Below are 20,630 nucleotides of genomic sequence, written 5' to 3'. Positions count from 1 at the left end.
TATATGTATAAGATAAAATACTTTTCAATTGGCTTTTTCTGGATAGCTATAGGATGCCATATCAGTGTGCAGGCACAAACAAAAAAGCAGCCGGTTGATTATGTTGATAATAGAATTGGAGTAATCGATAAGATATCAAATTGTGTAATTGGTCCTCAATTACCTTCTGGCTCAATAAGCCCTAGCCCACAGACGCAAAATGGAGAAGATGATGGTTATAGTCCGTTTGAACCGATACGCGGATTTGGACAGCTGCATGTGAGTGGCACTGGTTGGGGGACAAACGGACAGATTTTTATATCTCCGCAAATAGGCCTTGCGGTAGGGGAAAAAGAACACGATTCTCCAAAAACCGAAGAAAGTGCAAAACCTTATGAATATGCTGTAAAGTTGAACCGATATAACATCGGTGTTGCTTTTACCCCTTCATACCATTCAGCCATTTATAAATTTACTTTTCCAAAATCAAGCCAGTCTCATTTACTGCTAGACATTACACATGCTCTACCCGGGGATATCAAACCAGTGATCAAGGGTGAGGTATCTATGGGTGAAGTACACTTTGATGATGTCAATCATCAATCATTTTCTGGATCTGGAAGGTATAAGGGTGGCTTTGCCGCTAGTCCCTACACTATTTATTATGCTGTTAAAATCAGTAAAAAGCCAAGGGAATATGGAACTTGGTTAAATGGTAAAATCAATACTGGCTCAGTAAAACAGGCTTTGGTCAACAAAAATGATCGTGTTGGTGCATTTGTAAAATTTGCAACTCAACAAGATGAAGTGATTTACTTGAAAGTTTCCATTTCCTACAAGAGCATTGATCAGGCAAAACAGTGGTTAAATCAAGAAATACCTGATTGGAATTATGAGACCGCAAAACAAAAAGCTAGAAATACGTGGAATAGTTTATTGAAAAAAATTGAGGTAGAAGGAGGAACACCGAAAGAGAAAACAATTTTTTACACCGCATTTTACCATGCAAATCTAATGCCTCGTAACCGTACAAATGATACCGAGGCTTTTGGTAAGGATGTACCAATGTGGGATGATCATTTTGCAGTTTGGGATACTTGGCGCACACTGTATCCTTTACACGCTCTGATCAACCACCCATTGGTTAGTGGTACAGTAAATTCATTTATAGCTAGGTATAAAAAGTATGGTAAGGTAAAAGATGCTTTTGTAAATGGCAATGACATGGATGCCGAGCAAGGAGGTAACAATATTGATAATATCATTGCAGATGCTTATGTAAAAAAGGTGCCTGGAATAAACTGGGACGAAGCCTATAAATTACTAAAACATGATGCAGATAATGGGCGATTGGGAAGCTTTGGATGGAAAAAAGAAGACAGTGCATCAAATACATATAAAAAATTGGGATGGGTTGTGCCAGGAATCATGAATGTTTCAATGTCTCTGGAATATAGTTACAACGATTACTGTACTGCATTAGTTGCCAAAGGTTTAGGTAAACAGGATGATTATGCTAATTATTTGGCAAGAAGTAAACAATGGATTAACTTATGGAATAAGGATGCAGAAAGTGATGGCTATAAAGGATTTATTATGCCCAAAGCTTTAAACGGCGATTTTATACCTGTTGATCTGAAAGCATACCCAGGTTCTTGGAAGAATTATTTCTATGAAGCATCATCATGGAATTACTCCTGGTTTATGCCACATCAATTTAAAGAGTTGGTAGAACTAAATGGAGGCAAGGATGTGTTTGTGAAAAAACTGAATTATGGTTTTGAAAAACACCTTATACACTATGATAATGAGCCAGCATTCTTGGCAGTTCACGGTTTTATTTATGCCGATAGACCAGATTTAACTAGTTTCTGGGTTAGACAACTAATGACTAAATCCTTTACAGATAAAGGCTACCCTGGCAATGATGATAGTGGTGCAATGAGTTCTTGGTATATGTTTTCTGCCATGGGATTTTTTCCCAACGCTGGTCAGGATATCTATTACCTTACTGGGCCATCATTTAAAAAAACCAAAATACATTTAAGTAATGGCAGGGTACTAACAATCGAAGCGCCAAATGCTTCTCCACAAAACATTTACATTAAAAGTATTTTGGTTAATGGTGTAAAATGGCAAGGAAACATCATTACGCATAACATTATCCAAAAGGGAGGAACTATCGTTTTTGAAATGACCAATAAGCTTTAATAGAAGATTTAAATAATACGAAACAATGGATCAGCAATATTTAGAAATCAGTGAAATTCCCAAAAGAGCAATGGACTTTTGGAATGATCATAGAACATATAAACTACCATTAAATGCACCTTATCTGGGTATGGGTTCTTCTTATTTTGCTCCATTGGCATTTAAGTATATGGGTAAGCAAATTCAACCAGAAATGGCCTCTGAATTTTTTAATTACTTTAATCCAAAAGATGTGATACCAAATGGAGTAATCTTATCCCAATCTGGTCTAAGCACAGAAGCGTTGTGGTGCACTAAAATGTTTGATAAATATACTGCAATTTCTAATTACAAAGATAGTCCGCTATGCAATGCAGATAATGTAGATTCAATCGTAGACTTAAAAGCAGGTATTGAGCAATATTCTTCTTCAAATTCTTATATCAATACTTTATTGGCACTTTTTAAAGGATTAGGATATGATGCAAAAACCACTATCGATGTGATGGTGAATAATTTTTCTGAATATGAACATACCGGAAAAGAAATGGCAGAAAAGATATTTTCATTATTAAAAAGTGGAAAAATTAATGGAATATATATAATTGGCAGTGGTCCAAATATCGCAACTGCATTTCAGGCGGCATTAATCATGAGCGAAAGCACTAAGATTAATTTCAATGGACTGGCAATGGCACAATATGATCATGGTCCTAAAGAAACTGCTATAAATAGCATTGTAATTCAGATTCTTGCTCAAGGGCCTTCCTATCAGCGAGGATTAAATCTTTCTGAAAAAATAAAAGCAGCAGGTGCCCACGTTTTTTGTGTTGAGGAACCTGCGGTTAAGGAGCATTTTTCTATACTGAACAATATTATACCCTTTAATTTCATGGCCTATTATTTAGCACAGTACCTAAATATTAAAGAAACATTTACCGTTGGTGGTAAAGTCACTCAAGTCCAAGATTGAAAAAACTCAGATAAGCTTTAAAATTATGTTTCAAATTTACAAAGTTAAGCCTCTTGTTGTATTGTTACTTGCCTTTTGCAGTTTTACCCTAAAGGCACAACAAAAGCGTCTTTACCTAGCAAACGATGACCATACTGATTACATGTGGTCTGGAAATGAAGCGCAATATGATTCTGTTTTTGTTAAAATGATCGATTATCATCTTAGAAAGATAGACTCTACAAAAAATTTTCCAACAAACTTTCAAAATAGATTTAATTGTGATGGAAGTTATTGGTTAAATGCCTATCAAAAATATAGATCTATTGCCCAATTCAACAAACTAATTGCCGCAATAAAGTCCGGCCATATCAGTAGTCAACTCAATAGCGTGGTGAGCACGTTTGGTGCTCAACCTGCTGAAGCGGCGATTAGAGGTATGTACTACGCAGGGCAATTAGAGCGAAATTATAAATTGCGCTTTACAATGGCATCTTCAATGGAAAACAACACTTTACCCCTTGGCTTGAGTTCTTTATGGGCAGGTTCTGGGGCTAAATATAGTTGGAAAGGAATAGGAGGTTATGGAAGTCAGCTGTCTTATCCAAGCAGGGCAAATAGGCAATATCCCATGCATCGATACCAAGGACTTGATGGGACATCGGTATTAATGAAATGGTATGCCTATAACGAGAAAACAACAGGCAGTTTAGGTGGGTACGGAGAATGCAGGTTTGACATGAAATCGTTAGATATTCCTGCAGAATTGAGGAAAGCAGTTAATGTGATAAGAGACCTAGATAAAAATTCAAAATACCCTTATAAAATAGCAGGTGCATTTGGCTATGGCCATGACAACTTGCAAACATTTATAGCCGATCCCTTTATTGAGGTTGCCAAGGCAGAGACGAATGCGACACAAACTGTTCGCGTTTCAAATGAAGAAGATTTTTTTATGGATTTTGATAAGACCTATCCTAAGCTACCCATTCGTTCGGTAAGTTATGGAAATGAATGGGACCTGCTCTGTGCATCCATGAATGAAACCACCGCAGAGGTTAGACGGGCAACTGAAAAATTAAGATCTGCAGAGGCACTGAGTGCCTTGGTGTCATTGACACAACCCAATTTTGCTGACCAACTTTTACCTTCGCGAAAATTAGCTTGGGATGCCTTAGGTTTATACTGGGAGCATAATTGGACAGGAGATGGCCCCGTTAACAATAAAGTTAGGGGGTTATGGCAAGTTAAACTAAAGGAAAACCTGAAGAGTTACGTAGACTCTTTATATGATCTTGGCGTTAAAACATTGGGAAACCAGCTTCAAAAAACAAAAGATGATAGATTTTATGTTTTTAACCCTTTAAGTTTTATTAGGAATGATATTGCAGATATACCTTATAAAGGTACAGAACCCGTAAAGGTAATAGATGTAAGCACCCAATTGGAAGTTCCCAGTCAATCAATTACAAAGCAAGGCATATCGTATTTAAGGATTTTGGCAGAGAACATACCTTCTGTTGGTTATAAATTGTTTGAAATTAGAAAGGGTGCTGCAAAAAACTATTTACCCGTTGCCACACTAAAAAATGGTTATATAGATCACGTAAACTATAAAATTAAACTTACCCAATCTGGTGTAATTACCGAAATTGTAGATAAAAAGGCAAACAATAAATCACTAGTTAAGCAAATAGATGGTAAATATTTAAATGATTTAGGAGTTGTTGATGTAAACATTGGTCAGCCTTTGCAAATTGAAAATGCAGGACCAGTATCGGTCACTTTTAAGGCCGTATCTTCCCATCCTTTATTACACACGGTTAGACTTACATTATACGCCCTCGATACCAAAATAGAAATAGAAAACAGCATAGATACCAACTTTAAAGACAATAAAACTTGGGCTTTTTCTTTCAATATCGATCATCCTACCACCAGGCATGAAGAAGTGGGAGCTGTTTTAACCGTTAAGAAAGAATCTAATGGTGGTCACTATGCAGATCAGATTGCAAGATATGATTGGCAAACATTTAATCATTTTGCAGATTTGAGCAACGCTGACCATGGTGTAACCATATCTAATGTTGACTGCAGTTTTTTTAAGCTTGGAAAAAGTAGAATGGATAGCCTGGATGAAAGTTCATCACAATTACAGGCACTTGCAGGTGGTAGAATAGATAAAAAGGTTGAAGATAATGGTGTCTTGGGTATTCACGATCAACTTGGGCAGCAAAATTTCAATTATCATTTTGCTTTATTTCCTCATCAGGATAAGTTTAATGCCACACGTGCCATGAAATTATCTTTAGCTCATCAAAACCCCTTAACTGCAGCATTTGTCACCGGATTAAAGGGATCGCAGGGGAACTCATTTTCACTGCTTAACATTAGCGATGCAAATGTGCTTCTTTGGAGTATCAAGCCAGCAGAAGAAGGAATTAAAAATGGAATTATTACAAGGTTTTGGAACATGAAACCAGATTTGTTACAACCAACCCTAAGCTTTAATAAACCTATTATTGGTGCTTGGAAAACCTCTCATATTGAAACCAACCAATTTTTAATTAAACCTGTAAATGGGAAAATTAAAACAGTATTTAACCCTCATCAAATCAATACTTATCGTTTAACATCAATCCCAATAATAAAAACTAAATGAAAGAACTTGTAGTGGGTATAGACGTTGGGGGAACTAGGACTAAAATTGGCTTGGTTGACCTGGAATTGGGAAAAGTAGCAGAGGTGTTGGTTTATGCCACAGAAACAAAATCCTCAACTGTTTTTTTTAAGCAAATAGCTGAGGCGATAAGCCAGTTTAAAGATAAAAGTAGCAATGATGGTTATCCAATTAAGGGTATTGGAATTGGAGTACCGAGTTTTGTATATGAAGATGGAATAGTAGATTCTACCTACGGTTCTTTACCTTTTATGGAAGATTACCCCTTCAAACAACTAATAGAAAACACCCATCAAATTCCATGTAAAATAGACAATGATGCTAGGGTAATTGCCTTAGGCGAAGCTAACTATGGAGAAGGAAAAGAGTTTGATAGAGTACTGGTATTAACATTAGGTACTGGCTTGGGCATAGGTTTTACTGTTAATGGAAAGCTTGTTGACAGTACACCGTATGCGCACATGGCTGGCCATTTAAGTGTATCAGCAAATGGAATAAAATGTTATTGTGGGCGAATCGGATGTTTAGAAGAATTGGTTTCTGCAAGCGGTATCTGCAGGGCTGCCGAGGTTTTGGGTTGGGAAAATCGTTTTCCAAACCTACCGTTAACTGCCGAAAATATTTTTAAGGCCAATAAAGACGGGCATCCAATGGCGGTGCTTTTAGTGGCAGACTTGATAGCGAACCTGAAAATTGGAATTGCCAATTACATCAATATCTATGCTCCTGATGTTATTGTTTTGGGAGGTGGGGTTGCAAAAGGCTTAACCGATTATATGGCAGAACTCTACGATCCAAATTTGTTGTATCCCTATAAAAATTATAAGGTTGTAATTAAAAATTCTATGCTGCAAGAACACGCTGGTGTTATTGGCAGTGCCGCTTTATTCAGCAATCAAAAAGTTAGATCATCATGAAATTGAAAGAGAATAATTGGCTTTTATATGCAGTTTTGGCAGCTCTATTTTGGGGTATATGGGGCGTAGTGGCAAAATTTGTATCTAGTGACATCAATCCTTACACCAACCATTTCTTATTTACAATTGGGATGCTAGTTACCGTACCATTCATTATTCCAAAAATAATTCGAACAAAGCCTCAATTAAGAGGTATTGTTTGGGGTTTGATTGCTGGCGTTTTAGCTATTACAGGTAATGTTGCTGTTTACCAGTCTTTTGTGAGTGGTGGTTTTGCGGCCATAGTTATTCCCGTTACAAATTTATATCCCCTGATAACCATTGCAATTGCAGTTTTTATATTCAGAGAGAAGCTAAATTGGATAAATGTAGTTGGTATTTTATTTGCTGTGCCCGCTGTTGTAATGCTTTCTGGGCAAACAATGCTCTTCGAAAATCCGTCAGCTTTTTTAAAAGGATTCAATTTAAACACTTGGCTAGTTTATGCATTAATTGCGCTTTTGTTTTGGGGCATATTTAGTGCAGCACAAAAAGTTACCACAAATTATGTGTCGGCAGAGTGGTCATATCTAAGCTTTATCGTGTCGTCGGTAATTATTTCAATACTATTCATGTGCCTTGGCATAATTCAGTATGATTTTCCAAGGGATACATTCTTGTTAGGTTCACTCGCTGGTATGTTTAATGGACTAGGTGTATTGGCAAGCTTTGCTGCTTATCGAGCCATGGGAAAGGCATCAAAGGTCACTACCATTGCTGGGGCACTTCAACCTGTTTTTACCATCGCTTTTGCTGTGGTATTCTTGTCCGAACGCTTCGGTATAATTGAAGGCATAGGCATATCCTTTGCCATACTATCTGCAATAGCGCTAAGCTATGAACCAATACTAAAAAATAAACCTTAACATAAATACACCACCCTATTAAAACCACTTTAATGAAAAAATTATTTCTATCCCTTTCCATGCTCTTTTTAACCTACTTGGCTTCAGCACAACAAACCTGGTTTGTTTCTGGGAAGGGAAATGATCAAAATTCAGGTAAAACAGAGTCAACGGCATTTCGCAGCCTTCAAAGCGCTGCAGATTTAACTAAACCAGGTGATACCGTGATCGTGGCGGATGGAATTTACGATAGTTCCACGGCAAATAATGGGCATTCTATTTTAACCCTGCGTACTTCTGGCACGGTTGACAAGTACATTACCTTTAAAGCAAAATTAGGCGCTACCCCCGAAATAAGACCATTCTCATGGGGAGGTATAACTATTTTAGGCTCCTATATAAATATTGAGGGGCTAAAGGTAATAGGTAACAATGATAGCATTACACTGATAGATGCCATAAGTGATACCAAAAATAAAACGCCAAATGCCAAGTACAATACTAACGGAATTATAGTAGAAGGTAGGGAAAATGCTCCAGATAAAAAGCCTCATCACATCAGAATCAGTAACTGCGAAGTGGGTAAATGCCCTGGCGGCGGAATAACTGTTTTAGAAGGTGATTATGTAACGATTGAGGATTGTAAAGTTTATGAGAATGCCTGGTATATGCGTTACGCAGGGTCTGGTATTACCACTTTGAACAATTGGGCATTTGATGACAAACCGGGCTACCATATCATTATTGTACGCAACAAAGTGTGGAATAATAAAACACTTGTTCCATGGGAAAAAACGGGTAAATTAAGTGATGGAAATGGAATTTTGCTTGATGTTACCGATCAAAAGCAGGGAGCTACAAATCCAAATGCAGATGCTGCCGTTGATACTGTCGTTAAAAAGACACAGCCTTTAAAGCCACGCCGACCGGAGTGGAAGGGAAGAGCCTTAATTGCCTACAATCTAAGTGTGTATAATGGCGGTTCTGGCATACACACATTTCGTACCGCCCACGTTGATATTATCAATAACACTACTTATTGGAATGGCCAGGTTGTTGGCTATCAAGAATTGTTTCCAAATAGGTGTGACGATGTTGTGATCATGAATAACATCATTGTCCCTAAGCCAGGAGGAGCAGTAACGTCTGATAACAAGAATACCAGGATAAGGTGGGAGTATAACATCTATCCCAAAAATCAAGATTTTTTTGACGGCACCAATAATATCCTAGCTGATCCTCTATTTATTAATCCAGGAATTGACCCAACAAGACATGATTTTAAACTATCGCCTAAAAGTTTAGCTATGGGTTCTGGAAGCGTGGAATTTAAGTTTGAAAATGATACAGCCCTAAAACTGTTAAGACACAAGGGAAATTTAAATAGAGGCTATTACAGATAATCCAATTTAAATCATACTTAAAAGCATGAAATTTAAGAAGAATTGGCTAATAACCAGCACAACAAATCGCTATCTATTATTGGTGGTATTAGTGTTTACAGTGATTTGCTTTGGATTTAAGAACTTTGATAATAGATCTCAAGGATATGGCAACATTGCAATTGAAGTAAAGGCTGATAACATTAATGCTGTCAAAACACATACACCCGGCCATCCCAAGAAAAATGAGCATCAGGTTATGGCTGATACCTTGGTTTCATTTATAAGGCAAAATGGAATCTGGAAATAATAACACGATCAATTAATCAATACGGCCTTATTCAATTTATATTAAAAAAAATGACAATCAATTTTTATAAAAGCGCAAATAAAATAATTTACTTACAATTACTCTTGGTAATAATGCCTGCCACTTTGTTTGCTCAGGGCAAGTTAAAACAACTTTACAAGGATCCTAACGTGCCCATACAGATTAGGGTTAAGGATTTGTTGAGCAAGATGACCATTGAGGAAAAAGCTGGGCAACTCAATCAACTCAACAGTGGGGACCTTACCGGTCCAGGGCTTAATGCGACCAGCCAACAGGAAAAACTAATCATGTTAAAGGCGGGTAAAATAGGATCTTTTTTAAACACCATTGGCGCATCAACCACAAGAAGTGTGCAAAAAATTGCGGTAGAGCAAAGTCGATTGGGCATTCCCCTTTTATTTGGTTATGATGTGATCCATGGTTACAAAACCTTGTTTCCCATTCCTTTAGCTGAAGCCTGCAGTTGGGATTTAGATCAAGTAACAGAGAATAGCAAAGTGGCTGCAAAAGAAGCTGCGGTTTCAGGATTGCATTGGACTTTTGCACCAATGTGCGATATAAGTACAGACCCTCGTTGGGGTAGGGTAATGGAAGGTGCTGGTGAGGATCCCTATTATGCTTCACTGCTTGCATCAGCCAGGGTTAAGGGCTTTCAAGGAAAACTAGAAAGTGAATATAATGTATTAGCCACCGTAAAACACTTTGCAGCTTATGGCGCAGTAGAAGGTGGGAGGGATTATAATAATGTAGATGTTTCTCGTTCTAAGCTGTGGAATACTTACCTGCCACCTTATGAGGCGGCAGTAAAGGCTGGTGCAGCAACCGTAATGAATTCTTTTAATGTTTTAGACGGAATACCTGCAAGTGGCAACAAATTTTTACTTACCGAAGTGTTAAAAAATAAATGGGGCTTTAAAGGTTTTGTGGTAAGCGATTGGAATTCTTTTGGTGAAATGATTCCTCATGGTTTTGCAGCCGATTACAAAGATGTTGCACTGAAAGCCTTAAAAGCAGGTAGTATGATGGATATGGAAAGTAAAAGTGTGATAAATCATTTGCCACAATTAATAAAGGAAGGGAAATTGAACATTGCACAAGTAGATGATGCCGTTGGGAGGATATTGTATTACAAGTTTAAGCTGGGCTTATTTGAAAATCCTTACAGATTTTCTGATGAACAAAGGGAAAAGGATAATTTATTAACGCCAGCGCACAGGAAAGTGGCCAGGATAGCAGGAACCAAAAGTATTGTACTTCTTAAAAATTCGGATCAACTGCTTCCCCTGGCCAGTAAGGATAAAAAAATTGCGCTGGTTGGTTTTTATGCAAACAGCAAGGCAGATATGGTGGATATGTGGAAAGGGACAAGCGATTACAATACCTATGTAACTGTTTATGATGGATTGAAAGCGCAATATAAAGATTTGACTTTCGCCGATGGTTACAATTCGAAAAACGAGACTAGCGAAAAATTAATTGCTGAAGCAGTAAATAATGCCAGTGCTGCTGATGTGGTAATTGTGAATATTGGAATCTCTGGAAAAGTTTCTGGAGAGGATAAATCACTGGCAGACATTAATATACCCGCTGGGCAAATAGCATTGTTAAAAGCACTGCACCAAACAGGCAAGCCAATTATTGCACTGGTTACTGCAGGTAGGCCACTCGTGCTAACGCAAGTTTTGCCTTACACCAATGCAGTTCTATATTGCTGGTTATTGGGTACCGAAACAGGTAATTCTGTTGCCGATGTTGTAAAGGGGCTTTATAATCCCACGGCTAAAACTGTAATGAGTTTTCCCTATGCAGTTGGTCAGGTGCCAGTTTACTATAACCATTTTAATACAGGTAGACCTGCTCCCGATCCAGGGGGGGATAGCTTTTATTCTCGCTACCTAGATATCCCAAATCAGCCCTTGTTTCCGTTTGGTTATGGATTGAGTTATACGACTTTTAATTACAGGAATTTATCCCTCGATTTACCCTTATTAAATTCTGGGCAAGTTCAAAATGTTAGCGTAACCGTAAAAAATACAGGAAAATATGATGGCGAAGAAATAGTGCAATTGTATATAAATGACATTACCGCATCTATTGTAAGGCCTGTAAAAGAGTTAAAGGCGTACAAAAAGATCGGCCTTAAGGCTGGAGAAGAAAAAACCATCACTTTTCAACTTGGCGCAAAAGATTTGTCCTTTTTTGATGATAAGGGCAATGTCATATTGGAAAAGGGAAAATTCAAAATATTTGTAGGTGGTAACTCTAGAGATGTTTTGGAAACAACATTCGAACTTAAATAATTAGCAGCAAACAAGGTTCAATCTTAAATTCAAAAAAAAGAACATGAAAAAGATTTTATTGGGAATTGTTGGAATGTCTTGTCTCATCATTAATGAAACAATTGCGCAAACGCAGGTTTCTATTTCAGAAATTGCCACAAAAGTTTTAAATAAAGGCTTGCTCGAAACTGATCTAGGTACGTATCAAGGTAGCTTGCTTTTACAAGGGCAGGGTGAGTTGGCACTGGCTTGCTCAGATCAGAATATACTTTCTCAGGCAGTTGCTACTTTTCAAAAATTTGGTCAAAAAAAAATCGATGGCAAGGGTAGTTTTGTCAGCTATAAAGCTGGTGGAAATGGAGCTGCATTTTTAAGTTTTAAGCGTGCAACCTCATTATTAGATACTCAAGTAAAACTTGGGGCAAATCAAATGTTCAATCAGCAAAAACGCTCAAAAGAAGGCTTGCTTATTCCCGGATGGATTGATGAAAAGGGAGACCAGGTTTTTATAGATATGGCATTTGCAGTGACACCATATATGTTGTATGCCGGTCTTGTAGAAAAAAACAAAGAATATATAGACTTGGCGGTGTTGGAGACTTTGGAGCTTTTTAGCATATTAAGAGATGATAAAAATAAACTTTTACATCAGGCAAGGGGCTTTAGTAAAGCTGGGAAATTATCTGAAGACAATTGGAGCCGTGGCAATGGATGGGGTGCATTAGCCTTGGCTACATTGGTTAGGGATTTACCAATGGATCACCCAAAAAGGAAAGAGATTGAACTACTTGCTGCTGAATTTTTTGCTGCTGTTATCAAACATCAAAATAAGCAAGGTCTCTGGCATCAAGAAATGACAGATCAATCGTCCTTTGTCGAAACATCGGGCAGTGGCCTGTTGCTTTATGGGATGGGGATCATGCTTGAAAAAAAGATGTTGAGCCCTAAATATAATGCTAGATTTTTAAAGGGAATTAAAGGCTTAACCGCTTATATAGGAAGTGATGGGTCTGTTAGTCACGCCTGTTTTAGTTGCTTGGCACCTCGTAATGGTACCAAGGAAGACTATAAGAATCACGTTTGGATATATAATGACTCCCATGCTTTCGGACCAGTTGTACTGGCATTGGCCCAGGCACTGAAGGTAGGCGTTGTGTCTGTTGATAATAGGGTTATTGGGAAAAATGCAGTACTGGACACCATAACTAAGGTAGTGAAGACTTATGTGAAGTACGTGCCCGAACGTAACCAGGACATTGCATGGGAAAATGACCGCGTAGCTTTTCGTTATTATGGTCCGCCTGTGCGAGACAAGGTAAGCAGTGGGGTAGATATATGGACTAAATCTGTTAACTATTCTATCATAGATAAATGGTATCGCTTAAATGGATTGGGGCTAGACTACCATGTTGATAGGGGTGAGGGATCAGATTTTTACCACATGGGATTTTTGAGGGGAGCAGGTGGGAGCGCAGTATGGGTTAACAACAAACCTTACCCGGCAGAAACCTATGCCAACCATAGGATTATTAAAAACACAAAAGATGAAATAGAGTTTGAGTTGAAATTTGATGTCTGGGATGTTGCGGGTGCTAAGGTTACCGAACTCAAGAGGATCAGGATGGTGAATGGCACAAATTTTTATCAGGTAACGAGCACTTTCACTTCAGATGGTAAGGATGATTTAATCATTGGAATAGGTCTTACCACTTTCGGTAATCCTGTTATCACAAAAGACGCAGTGGGGCAGTTGGCCAGTTTGGAGGCCATAGATGCCAAAAATGGCAAATTAGGGACGGCAATAGTGGTTGATCCCAATCAATTTGATGGTTACTATGCAAATGGCAATGACCGATTTGTACTGATCAATGCTAAGTCAAATGTACCCATCACTTATTATGTGGGCGCAGCATGGGAGGGTAATCCCCTATTTAGGAATGATAGCGGATGGTTGAAAAACCTGCAAGGGGTAACCTGGAAAGAATTACAGAAAATCTATAGATAACAAAAAAGCTTAACCTGTTATTTACCCGCAAAAATTAGGTATAAGACTTCAAAGATACACCAAGGCCACTAGGTGATTGGCTAATAAGATTCACTATTACAAAATATAATAAATCATGAAATACCTTTTATTTGTTGCTTGTCTACTGCCAATTGGTTCTCTGGCACAACGAAGCACACCAATTTATAAAAATCAATCCTTAACAGTTTCTGCCCGTGCAACCGATCTTTTATCACGGATGACATTGCAAGAAAAAATCGGGCAACTAAACCTGGTCACTTTCGTAAATGAGAATAATTCTACCAATCCAATGGATGATAAGGTAAAGGCAGGGAATGTTGGCGGAATTTTAAAGAGCAATGGCGTAAAACAGAATTTAAGAATACAAAAGATTGCTGTAGAGCAAACAAGGTTAGGCATCCCTATACTTTTTCAGGAAGATGTAATTCATGGCTACAAAACCATATTTCCAATCCCCTTGGGAGAATCTTGTAGCTGGAATCTGACAGGGATATCCCAAACTGCAGCTGTTGCAGCAACGGAAGCTTCGGCAGGGGGCATTAGGCTAACTTATGCGCCAATGGTGGATATTTCAAACGATCCACGTTGGGGGCGAATTAGTGAGGGCGCTGGTGAAGATCCCTATTATGCAAGTTTGGTTGCAGCAGCAAGGGTGAGGGGCTTTCAGGGAAAGGACCTTACAAATGCAAATAGTTTGATGGCTTGTGTGAAGCATTTTGCTGGATATGGTGCTGCACTCGCGGGAAGGGACTATAGTATCACCGATTTTTCGGAAAGAACACTTCGTGAAAAGTATCTTCCACCTTTTAAGGCAGCAATAGATGCAGGCGTGGGAAGTTTGATGACAGCGTACACTGGGATTGATGGAACCCCCGCAACATCAAATCAAAGGTTGTTAAAGCAAATTTTAAGGAAGGAGTTTAATTTTAACAACTTGATCATTACCGATTGGGAAACAATTAAAAACCTGGTGAAAATCGGTGTAGCTAAGGATGAACCGAGTGCGGTTCAAATGGCAATTGAATCAGGCATAGATATGGACATGACAAGTGAGCTTTTTCAAAAACACTTGGCAACCTTAATTAAAACTGGCAAGGTAAAAATAGATGTCATCAACGCTGCGGTTAGCCGAGTTTTAGAAGCCAAATTTAAACTTGGGCTATTCGATCAACCATTTAAGTACCTTGATGAAGCAAGGGAAGTTGAAGTGTCCCAAAACAAGGATCATTTACTAATCGCACGTCAAGCAGCAAGAGAAAGCATCGTGCTACTGAAAAATGACAGTCAGATCTTGCCCCTTAAAAAGAATGTAAAAACCATCGCAGTGATTGGCCCGCTGGCCAATAGAAAAAAAGACTTGATGGGTTGGTGGGGAGGCCAATATTCCCAAGGTAAGCCTGATGCGGTAATTTCGTTATTGGAAGGTATTCAAAAAACGGTTGATCCTTCAGTCAAGGTAATTTATGCTGAAGGCATAAAGCTAGATGGCTTTGAACCCAAAGGGCTTGAGTTAATTCCTGCTGCGGTAGAAGCATCCCTTAGCGCTGACATTGTAGTTCTTGCAGTTGGCGAAGAATATTGGATGAGCGGTGAGAGTGGAAGTATTTCCATGTTAAACCTGCCTGGCGCACAGCTGCAATTGATTGATGCCCTTGCAAAAACTGGCAAGCCCATCGTAAGCGTACTGTTTAATGGAAGACCATATGATTTAAGAGCGCTATCGGCCAAGTCCTCTGCGGTAGTCGAGGCATGGTTTCCGGGAACAATGGGAGGATTGGCGGTGGCTGATGTATTATTTGGTGATTACAATCCCTCAGGAAAATTAACGGTAACCTTTCCATATAACACTGGGCAAATTCCAGTATTTTACAATTCAAAACGTACCTCTCATGACCTGGATTCGGTTGATATGAAGCATCGTTTTGCCAATAATTACCTCGACATTACGACCAAGCCACTTTATCCGTTTGGGTTTGGCTTGAGTTATACCAATTTTTCTTATTCATCATTGAAGGTTGTATCTGGCAACAATTTCAAGGATGGTAATTTGCAGGTTAGTTTTGTTGTTAAGAATACGGGTGAAAGAGAAGGAATTGAAGTTGCACAATTATACATTAAGGATAAGGTGAGTGCTGTGATAAGAAATGTTAAGGATTTAAAGGGCTTTGAACGATTTTCATTGAAGCCAGGTGAGGCAAGAACCATAAAAATTAACCTTACCAATCAATCATTAAGTTTCCTGGATAGAAATTTGAAAGAGATAATTGAACCTGGAGATTTTGAATTAATGATCGGGAGCTCTTCCGAGGATATAAGGTTAAGGCACGATTTTACGATCAAATAATACACTTTACAAATGATTGGGCTTAGCAAGGAACTTATCTCGTGACACCTTAAATTTACTACACTTATCTGATGTATGAGGACAAAGGGGCAATTTTAAAAGCAAAATTGCCCCTTTTTTTTGCCTGAAAGCAAAATAGCTGTCTTGCTAATTTGAGTTTTCGGATTTGTCTTTACTTTTTTGAACCGTTGTTCAGCTCTTGTAAGAATTGGGAAGGTGTTTTTCCAAATTCTTTTTTAAAGATGGTGCTAAAATAAGATTGAGACAAAATGCCCACTCGGTACATAACCTCTGTAACTAGAACATCTTCATGGGTTAATATGTGCAATGCCGTTTTAAGACGGATACTCCTTACAAATTCATTTACCGTCTGCCCCGTAATTTCTTTCATTTTTCTCAGCAGCGTGGTTTGGCTCATCCCTATTTCCCTACTTATTTCCTCTACGTTAAAATCGGGGTTTTCTATTTTTTGTTCAATTAACAACGTAATCTTTTCTATAAACTCTTTGTCTTTAATAGAATAGGCGAGTTCTTTAGCCGTTATGGTATAATCCTTAAGGTATTTCTCCTTTAATTTTTGCCTTTGATCAAATAGATTCTGTATCGTAAAGCTTAAAAGGTCAATGTTAACTGGCTTACTAAAATAATGGTCTGCGCCATAGCCTACTCCACTAAGCTTTGTCGCCAATGCATCTTTTGCAGTTAGCAGGATGAAAGGAATGTGACTGGTTTCTATATCTCCCTTTAAAGCTTTGCAGAATTCAATTCCATCCATTACAGGCATCATCACATCGCTAATGATTAGGTCTGGAAGTTTTTCCTTTGCTATTTCCAAGCCTTGTTGACCATTAATTGCCTCCAGTATGTAATATCTATCTTCCATGCATTCTTTAAGAAATGCCCTTAGCTCATCGTTGTCATCAACCAGAAGTATGGTTCGCATATCCTCGTTATTCTTCTCTGGAAGACCAGTTAATGCTGATCTTGTTTCAAATGATGACAGTTCACTTTTGAACTGTATGGTTTCAAGATAGATGGTAGGCTCATTTAAATTGTTAAGGCTCTTTTCCGTATCTAGATAATCTGCCGCATCAACAGGTAGTGCAACCAGGATTTGGGTACCTTTTTTCTTTTCGCTATAGACGTAGATTTCGCCCTTATGTAAAAAGACAAGGCTTTTAACAAATGCCAAACCCAGGCCTGACCCAAGGTGGGTTTGGTTAACCCTGAAATATCTTTCAAATAAATGCGACATTGATGATTTAGAAATACCTACGCCATCGTCAGTTACACAGATATAGGTATAGCTCTTAGCTTCATAACCACTTTTCAAGATCAGCTCATTCTTAAACTGGGGCTTGAATTCAGCAAATGACCCAAATGTTTCTACGCTTACCGTGCCACCATTTGAGGTGTACTTTAATGAGTTATGCAATAGGTTAATGATTACCTTTTCGATGACTTGCCTATCAAACCATAGATTTTGGTTCGTGGTTGTTTTTGTGCTTAAATCAATCCCAAGTTCGCTTGCCTTATCTGAGAAGTCAGTCGTGATGTCATTAACTAGTAAAGCCAGACTTTCATTAGAAACCTTTAACTTGAGGTTACCTGAGGCAACTTTCCTATAATCAATTATTTCGCTTATGAGCTTCATCAACCGTAACGCATTCCGGTGCATGGTGAGATAGGAGTTTTTGATGGTTTGACGGCTGTCTTCTTTCATTATCCTTTCCAATGGTCCTAAGATTAATGAGAGAGGGGTTCTCAGTTCATGTGAAATGTTGGTGAAGAACTGTAGCTGTGAAAGATGTATTTCTTCTCTCTTCTCTTCCTCTAATTGTTTGAGTTCAAATTTTCGCCTAAAATATAATAAGGTAATAACAGAAGAAACCAAGATCAATGTCATTAATGTCCTGAACCACCAGGTCATCCAGAATGGCGGGATGATTGTTAGGTCAATAGCCGTAAATGTATCGTTCCAGTTTCCGTTCGAGTTTGTTGACTTAACCTGAAATGTATAATGCCCAGGGTTAAGATTGGTGTATGTAGCCCTTCTAAGGTTACCTACAAAATTCCAGGCCTTGTCAAACCCAACCATCTTATAGGCATACCTAGTCTTCTCAGGGTTTAAAAGGTTAAGGGCAACATACTCAAAGGAGAATACGGATTGGCTGTGATGAAGGACTACTTCCTTTGCCTGGCTAATATGTTCACGAAGTGGAGAGGTATTGTCAAAGCTATTTATGCTTTTGTTAAACAGTTGAAAATCACTTAAATAAACTGGAGGAACAAAATTAATGTCCTTGATATCTTCTGCCTTAAAATAATTGAAGCCACGGTTTCCTCCAAATAACATTTCTCCATCGGTAGTTTTGTAATAAGCATTTCTAGAAAACTCAAGACCTTGGACACCATCTGCATTTGTATAGTTTTTAAGGTAATTGCTATCGGTATTATATTGAAAAAGCCCTGAGGTTGAACTGATCCAAAGATACCCATCGTTGTCTTCGAGGATCCCAAAAATAGTCGTGTTTGAAAATCTATTGCCAAGGCTTGGTAATATAAAATTTTTTGTCTTTTCATCAAAAATCATAAGGCCATTTTTACCAATCCACATTCTGCCCTTCGAGTCGGTAAACATTACTTCAACATTTCCGAAGAAAGACCGGTTTCTTTGCGCTGTAGGATAAAAATAGTTCCTCAGTTTACCTTGGGATACATTGTAGTTATAAAGCGTGGATTCGTTGCTGCCAAACCAAAGCCCTTGGTCCTTGTCCTCGAATATGCTTAAGAAACCCTTTTTTGAAAGATCAATTTTCTTGTCATTAATAGCCCTAAATTGCCGAAAAGATAAATTTGTTCTATCAAGAATATTCAACCCACTTTCAAAAGTGCCAATCCAAAGGGTTCCTCGGCTGTCTTCAAATATTTGTGAGATATTGTTGGAGGAGATAGAGGTCTTGTCTTTGGGATTATTCATAAACCTAGTAAAATCATTGGTTTGTGGATTATAGCGATTAAGGCCTCCTCCCCAAGTGCCAACCCAAACTATGCCTTGAGAATCCTTGTAGATGGTTAATACTGCATCCGAACTGATAGAGCGAGGATTTTGTGGGTTAAAACGATAGGTGTAGAAACTGTTTTTATTTCGCTGCCACACATTTATACCTCCTCCATCTGTTCCAATCCATAAAGCGCCATTTCCAACTTCACAGAATGCTTTTACATCACGATGTGAAAGTTGGCCATTTGTTGGATGGTCTGCCATTAGGTTGAATTGGTAGCGATTAGGATTGTACACGTATAATCCACCACTATGGGAACCAACATAAACGTTGTGTTGCGTGTCTTCTAGCAACCCGCACGCTGAACTTTGAGAAAAGCTTGATGGATCTGAAGGGTTTCCCCTGTAAGGAAGTATTTGGTTGGTATTGTAATCGTAAAAATGAATCCCCCCATTTTCTGTTCCAACCCATAGGTTCCCTCTGCTGTCGGCCAAAATGCTCTTAATAACATTGCTAGCTAGACCTGAACGATTTTGAATACTGTGAAATTTGCGTGCTACTAACGTATTGACGTTGAAATAGGACAGACCTGAGTCTGATGTACCTATCCATAGATTTTCCTTTTTGTCCTGTGTTATGGTACTTATGTTATTACTACAAATTATATTTGATTTTTGGGTTACATACGAACGGTAACTGCCATTTTGGAGTGATAAAAGCCCATCTCCCTTAGTGCCTATCCATATTTTTCCTTTTAAGTCTTGATAAAGACAAGAAATACTATTGAATTTTGTAGATACCTTTCCCTTTTCTAGGAAATTAACTTTTCTAAAGATCGACTTCCCACGTTCTAAAATTCTAAGCCCACCAGTCATTGTTCCAACAAACAATGTTCCCTTTGAATCGCACAATATCGATGTGGTAATATTATTGCCGATACCGAACCTGTTAGTGCCATCATTGACTATGCGTATGAAAGTATTTTTTTTTCTATCGTACTTGTTTAATCCAAGGCCTGTGCCAATCCAAACGTTATGATCTTTGTCCTCTGCTATAGAGTTAACATCATTGCTGCTCAAAGACCTCTTATCATTAGCATTGTAATAAAAGGTAGTAACCTTGTAACCATCATATAGGTTCAGTCCCTGCGCTGTGCCAATCCAAATATACCCCTTGCTGTCCTGAAAAGTGCAGTAGACCTTGCTACTGGATAAACCTTGATCCTTTGATATGTTATGGAACTTGAGCTTTATGGGTAATGCAGAAGCAAATGAATCATTTGTTGAAAGAAAGAGCAAAACAATTAACAGAATGACTAGATTTTTTGCCTTTTGCATTGGTAACAATAATTATAGCGAGTTATTTTCAGACCAAAATACGAAAAACTATTTGGTTAAATTTTTTTTCCAATAAGCTAGCTTGCTTAGATATATTTAAGTTTTCTCGCGAAGTTGGTTAAAGGTCATGATTAATAGCAACGAACTTTAACTAAAACGCGCTAAGGAGATTTGTAAATGTCACATGTTTCCAAAATGTGTTTTATTTCGGTAGTTCATTTTATTGTTTATTGCTTAATTCCAGCAAAAATTACAAGGATTTCAGCAAGCCAATATGGTTTAAAACATATTCATTTGTAATATAAAACAACACTTAAACTAAAT

General features: G+C 38.1%; 11 protein-coding genes. 10 read left to right on the top strand and 1 reads right to left on the bottom strand.

Going from position 1 to position 20,630, the window contains the following annotated elements; genetic code table 11:
* Positions 1–3: 3 nt before the first annotated feature.
* The 10 genes from EZ428_RS19075 (at position 4) to bglX (EZ428_RS19030) (ending at position 15,964) form a co-directional block, all read left to right on the top strand.
* The gene (locus EZ428_RS19075; protein ID WP_131554798.1) at positions 4–2,190 is read left to right on the top strand and encodes a GH92 family glycosyl hydrolase; all 2,187 of its coding nucleotides are present in this window, start codon (positions 4–6) and stop codon (positions 2,188–2,190) included.
* Positions 2,191–2,215: 25 nt separating this feature from the next.
* Positions 2,216–3,142 carry an SIS domain-containing protein gene (locus EZ428_RS19070; RefSeq protein ID WP_131554797.1) on the top strand — a complete coding sequence of 309 codons (927 nt, stop codon included), beginning with the start codon at positions 2,216–2,218 and terminating at the stop codon, positions 3,140–3,142.
* Between the two features lie 25 nt (positions 3,143–3,167).
* Positions 3,168–5,783, top strand: a complete 2,616-nt coding sequence (locus EZ428_RS19065; RefSeq protein WP_131554796.1) for a glycosyl hydrolase-related protein — start codon at positions 3,168–3,170, stop codon at positions 5,781–5,783.
* The gene (locus EZ428_RS19060) at positions 5,780–6,718 is read left to right on the top strand and encodes an ROK family protein (protein WP_131554795.1); all 939 of its coding nucleotides are present in this window, start codon (positions 5,780–5,782) and stop codon (positions 6,716–6,718) included. The genes EZ428_RS19065 and EZ428_RS19060 overlap by 4 nt, the downstream gene beginning before the upstream one ends.
* Positions 6,715–7,623 (top strand): DMT family transporter, encoded by a 909-nt coding sequence (locus EZ428_RS19055; RefSeq protein WP_131554794.1) that lies wholly within the window; start codon positions 6,715–6,717, stop codon positions 7,621–7,623. Before EZ428_RS19060 ends, EZ428_RS19055 begins: the two co-directional genes overlap by 4 nt.
* A 32-nt stretch (positions 7,624–7,655) precedes the next feature.
* On the top strand, positions 7,656–9,005 hold the full coding sequence (locus EZ428_RS19050) for a right-handed parallel beta-helix repeat-containing protein (protein ID WP_131554793.1): 1,350 nt from the start codon (positions 7,656–7,658) through the stop codon (positions 9,003–9,005).
* A gap of 25 nt (positions 9,006–9,030) precedes the next feature.
* Complete coding sequence (locus tag EZ428_RS19045) at positions 9,031–9,294, top strand: hypothetical protein (RefSeq protein ID WP_131554792.1); 264 nt, start codon at positions 9,031–9,033, stop codon at positions 9,292–9,294.
* 50 nt (positions 9,295–9,344) lie between these two features.
* Positions 9,345–11,615: a beta-glucosidase BglX gene (bglX, locus tag EZ428_RS19040; protein ID WP_131554791.1), complete on the top strand. Its 2,271-nt coding sequence runs from the start codon at positions 9,345–9,347 to the stop codon at positions 11,613–11,615.
* A gap of 43 nt (positions 11,616–11,658) precedes the next feature.
* Positions 11,659–13,599 carry a DUF4861 family protein gene (locus EZ428_RS19035; RefSeq protein ID WP_131554790.1) on the top strand — a complete coding sequence of 647 codons (1,941 nt, stop codon included), beginning with the start codon at positions 11,659–11,661 and terminating at the stop codon, positions 13,597–13,599.
* A 115-nt stretch (positions 13,600–13,714) separates the two neighbouring features.
* Positions 13,715–15,964 (top strand): beta-glucosidase BglX, encoded by a 2,250-nt coding sequence (gene bglX / locus EZ428_RS19030; RefSeq protein WP_131554789.1) that lies wholly within the window; start codon positions 13,715–13,717, stop codon positions 15,962–15,964.
* A 172-nt stretch (positions 15,965–16,136) separates the two neighbouring features.
* Here bglX (EZ428_RS19030) and EZ428_RS19025 read toward each other — a convergent pair whose 3' ends face one another.
* Complete coding sequence (locus EZ428_RS19025; protein ID WP_131554788.1) at positions 16,137–20,306, bottom strand: two-component regulator propeller domain-containing protein; 4,170 nt, start codon at positions 20,304–20,306, stop codon at positions 16,137–16,139.
* Positions 20,307–20,630: the final 324 nt, after the last annotated feature.

The sequence above is a fragment of the Pedobacter frigiditerrae genome (genome assembly GCF_004331645.1).
Lineage (GTDB): Bacteria > Bacteroidota > Bacteroidia > Sphingobacteriales > Sphingobacteriaceae > Pedobacter > Pedobacter frigiditerrae.
The sequence above is the reverse complement of the archived record's forward strand: the minus strand, read 5'-3'. Positions and strand labels throughout refer to the sequence as shown.

What these genes read in the sequence shown, in the direction of transcription:
- EZ428_RS19075 (WP_131554798.1), top strand. Translation starts at nt 4, where the DNA reads ATGTATAAGATAAAATACTTTTCAATTGGCTTTTTCTGGATAGCTATA.
- EZ428_RS19070 (WP_131554797.1), top strand. Translation starts at nt 2,216, where the DNA reads ATGGATCAGCAATATTTAGAAATCAGTGAAATTCCCAAAAGAGCAATG.
- EZ428_RS19065 (WP_131554796.1), top strand. Translation starts at nt 3,168, where the DNA reads ATGTTTCAAATTTACAAAGTTAAGCCTCTTGTTGTATTGTTACTTGCC.
- EZ428_RS19060 (WP_131554795.1), top strand. Translation starts at nt 5,780, where the DNA reads ATGAAAGAACTTGTAGTGGGTATAGACGTTGGGGGAACTAGGACTAAA.
- EZ428_RS19055 (WP_131554794.1), top strand. Translation starts at nt 6,715, where the DNA reads ATGAAATTGAAAGAGAATAATTGGCTTTTATATGCAGTTTTGGCAGCT.
- EZ428_RS19050 (WP_131554793.1), top strand. Translation starts at nt 7,656, where the DNA reads ATGAAAAAATTATTTCTATCCCTTTCCATGCTCTTTTTAACCTACTTG.
- EZ428_RS19045 (WP_131554792.1), top strand. Translation starts at nt 9,031, where the DNA reads ATGAAATTTAAGAAGAATTGGCTAATAACCAGCACAACAAATCGCTAT.
- bglX (WP_131554791.1), top strand. Translation starts at nt 9,345, where the DNA reads ATGACAATCAATTTTTATAAAAGCGCAAATAAAATAATTTACTTACAA.
- EZ428_RS19035 (WP_131554790.1), top strand. Translation starts at nt 11,659, where the DNA reads ATGAAAAAGATTTTATTGGGAATTGTTGGAATGTCTTGTCTCATCATT.
- bglX (WP_131554789.1), top strand. Translation starts at nt 13,715, where the DNA reads ATGAAATACCTTTTATTTGTTGCTTGTCTACTGCCAATTGGTTCTCTG.
- EZ428_RS19025 (WP_131554788.1), bottom strand. Translation starts at nt 20,306, where the DNA reads ATGCAAAAGGCAAAAAATCTAGTCATTCTGTTAATTGTTTTGCTCTTT.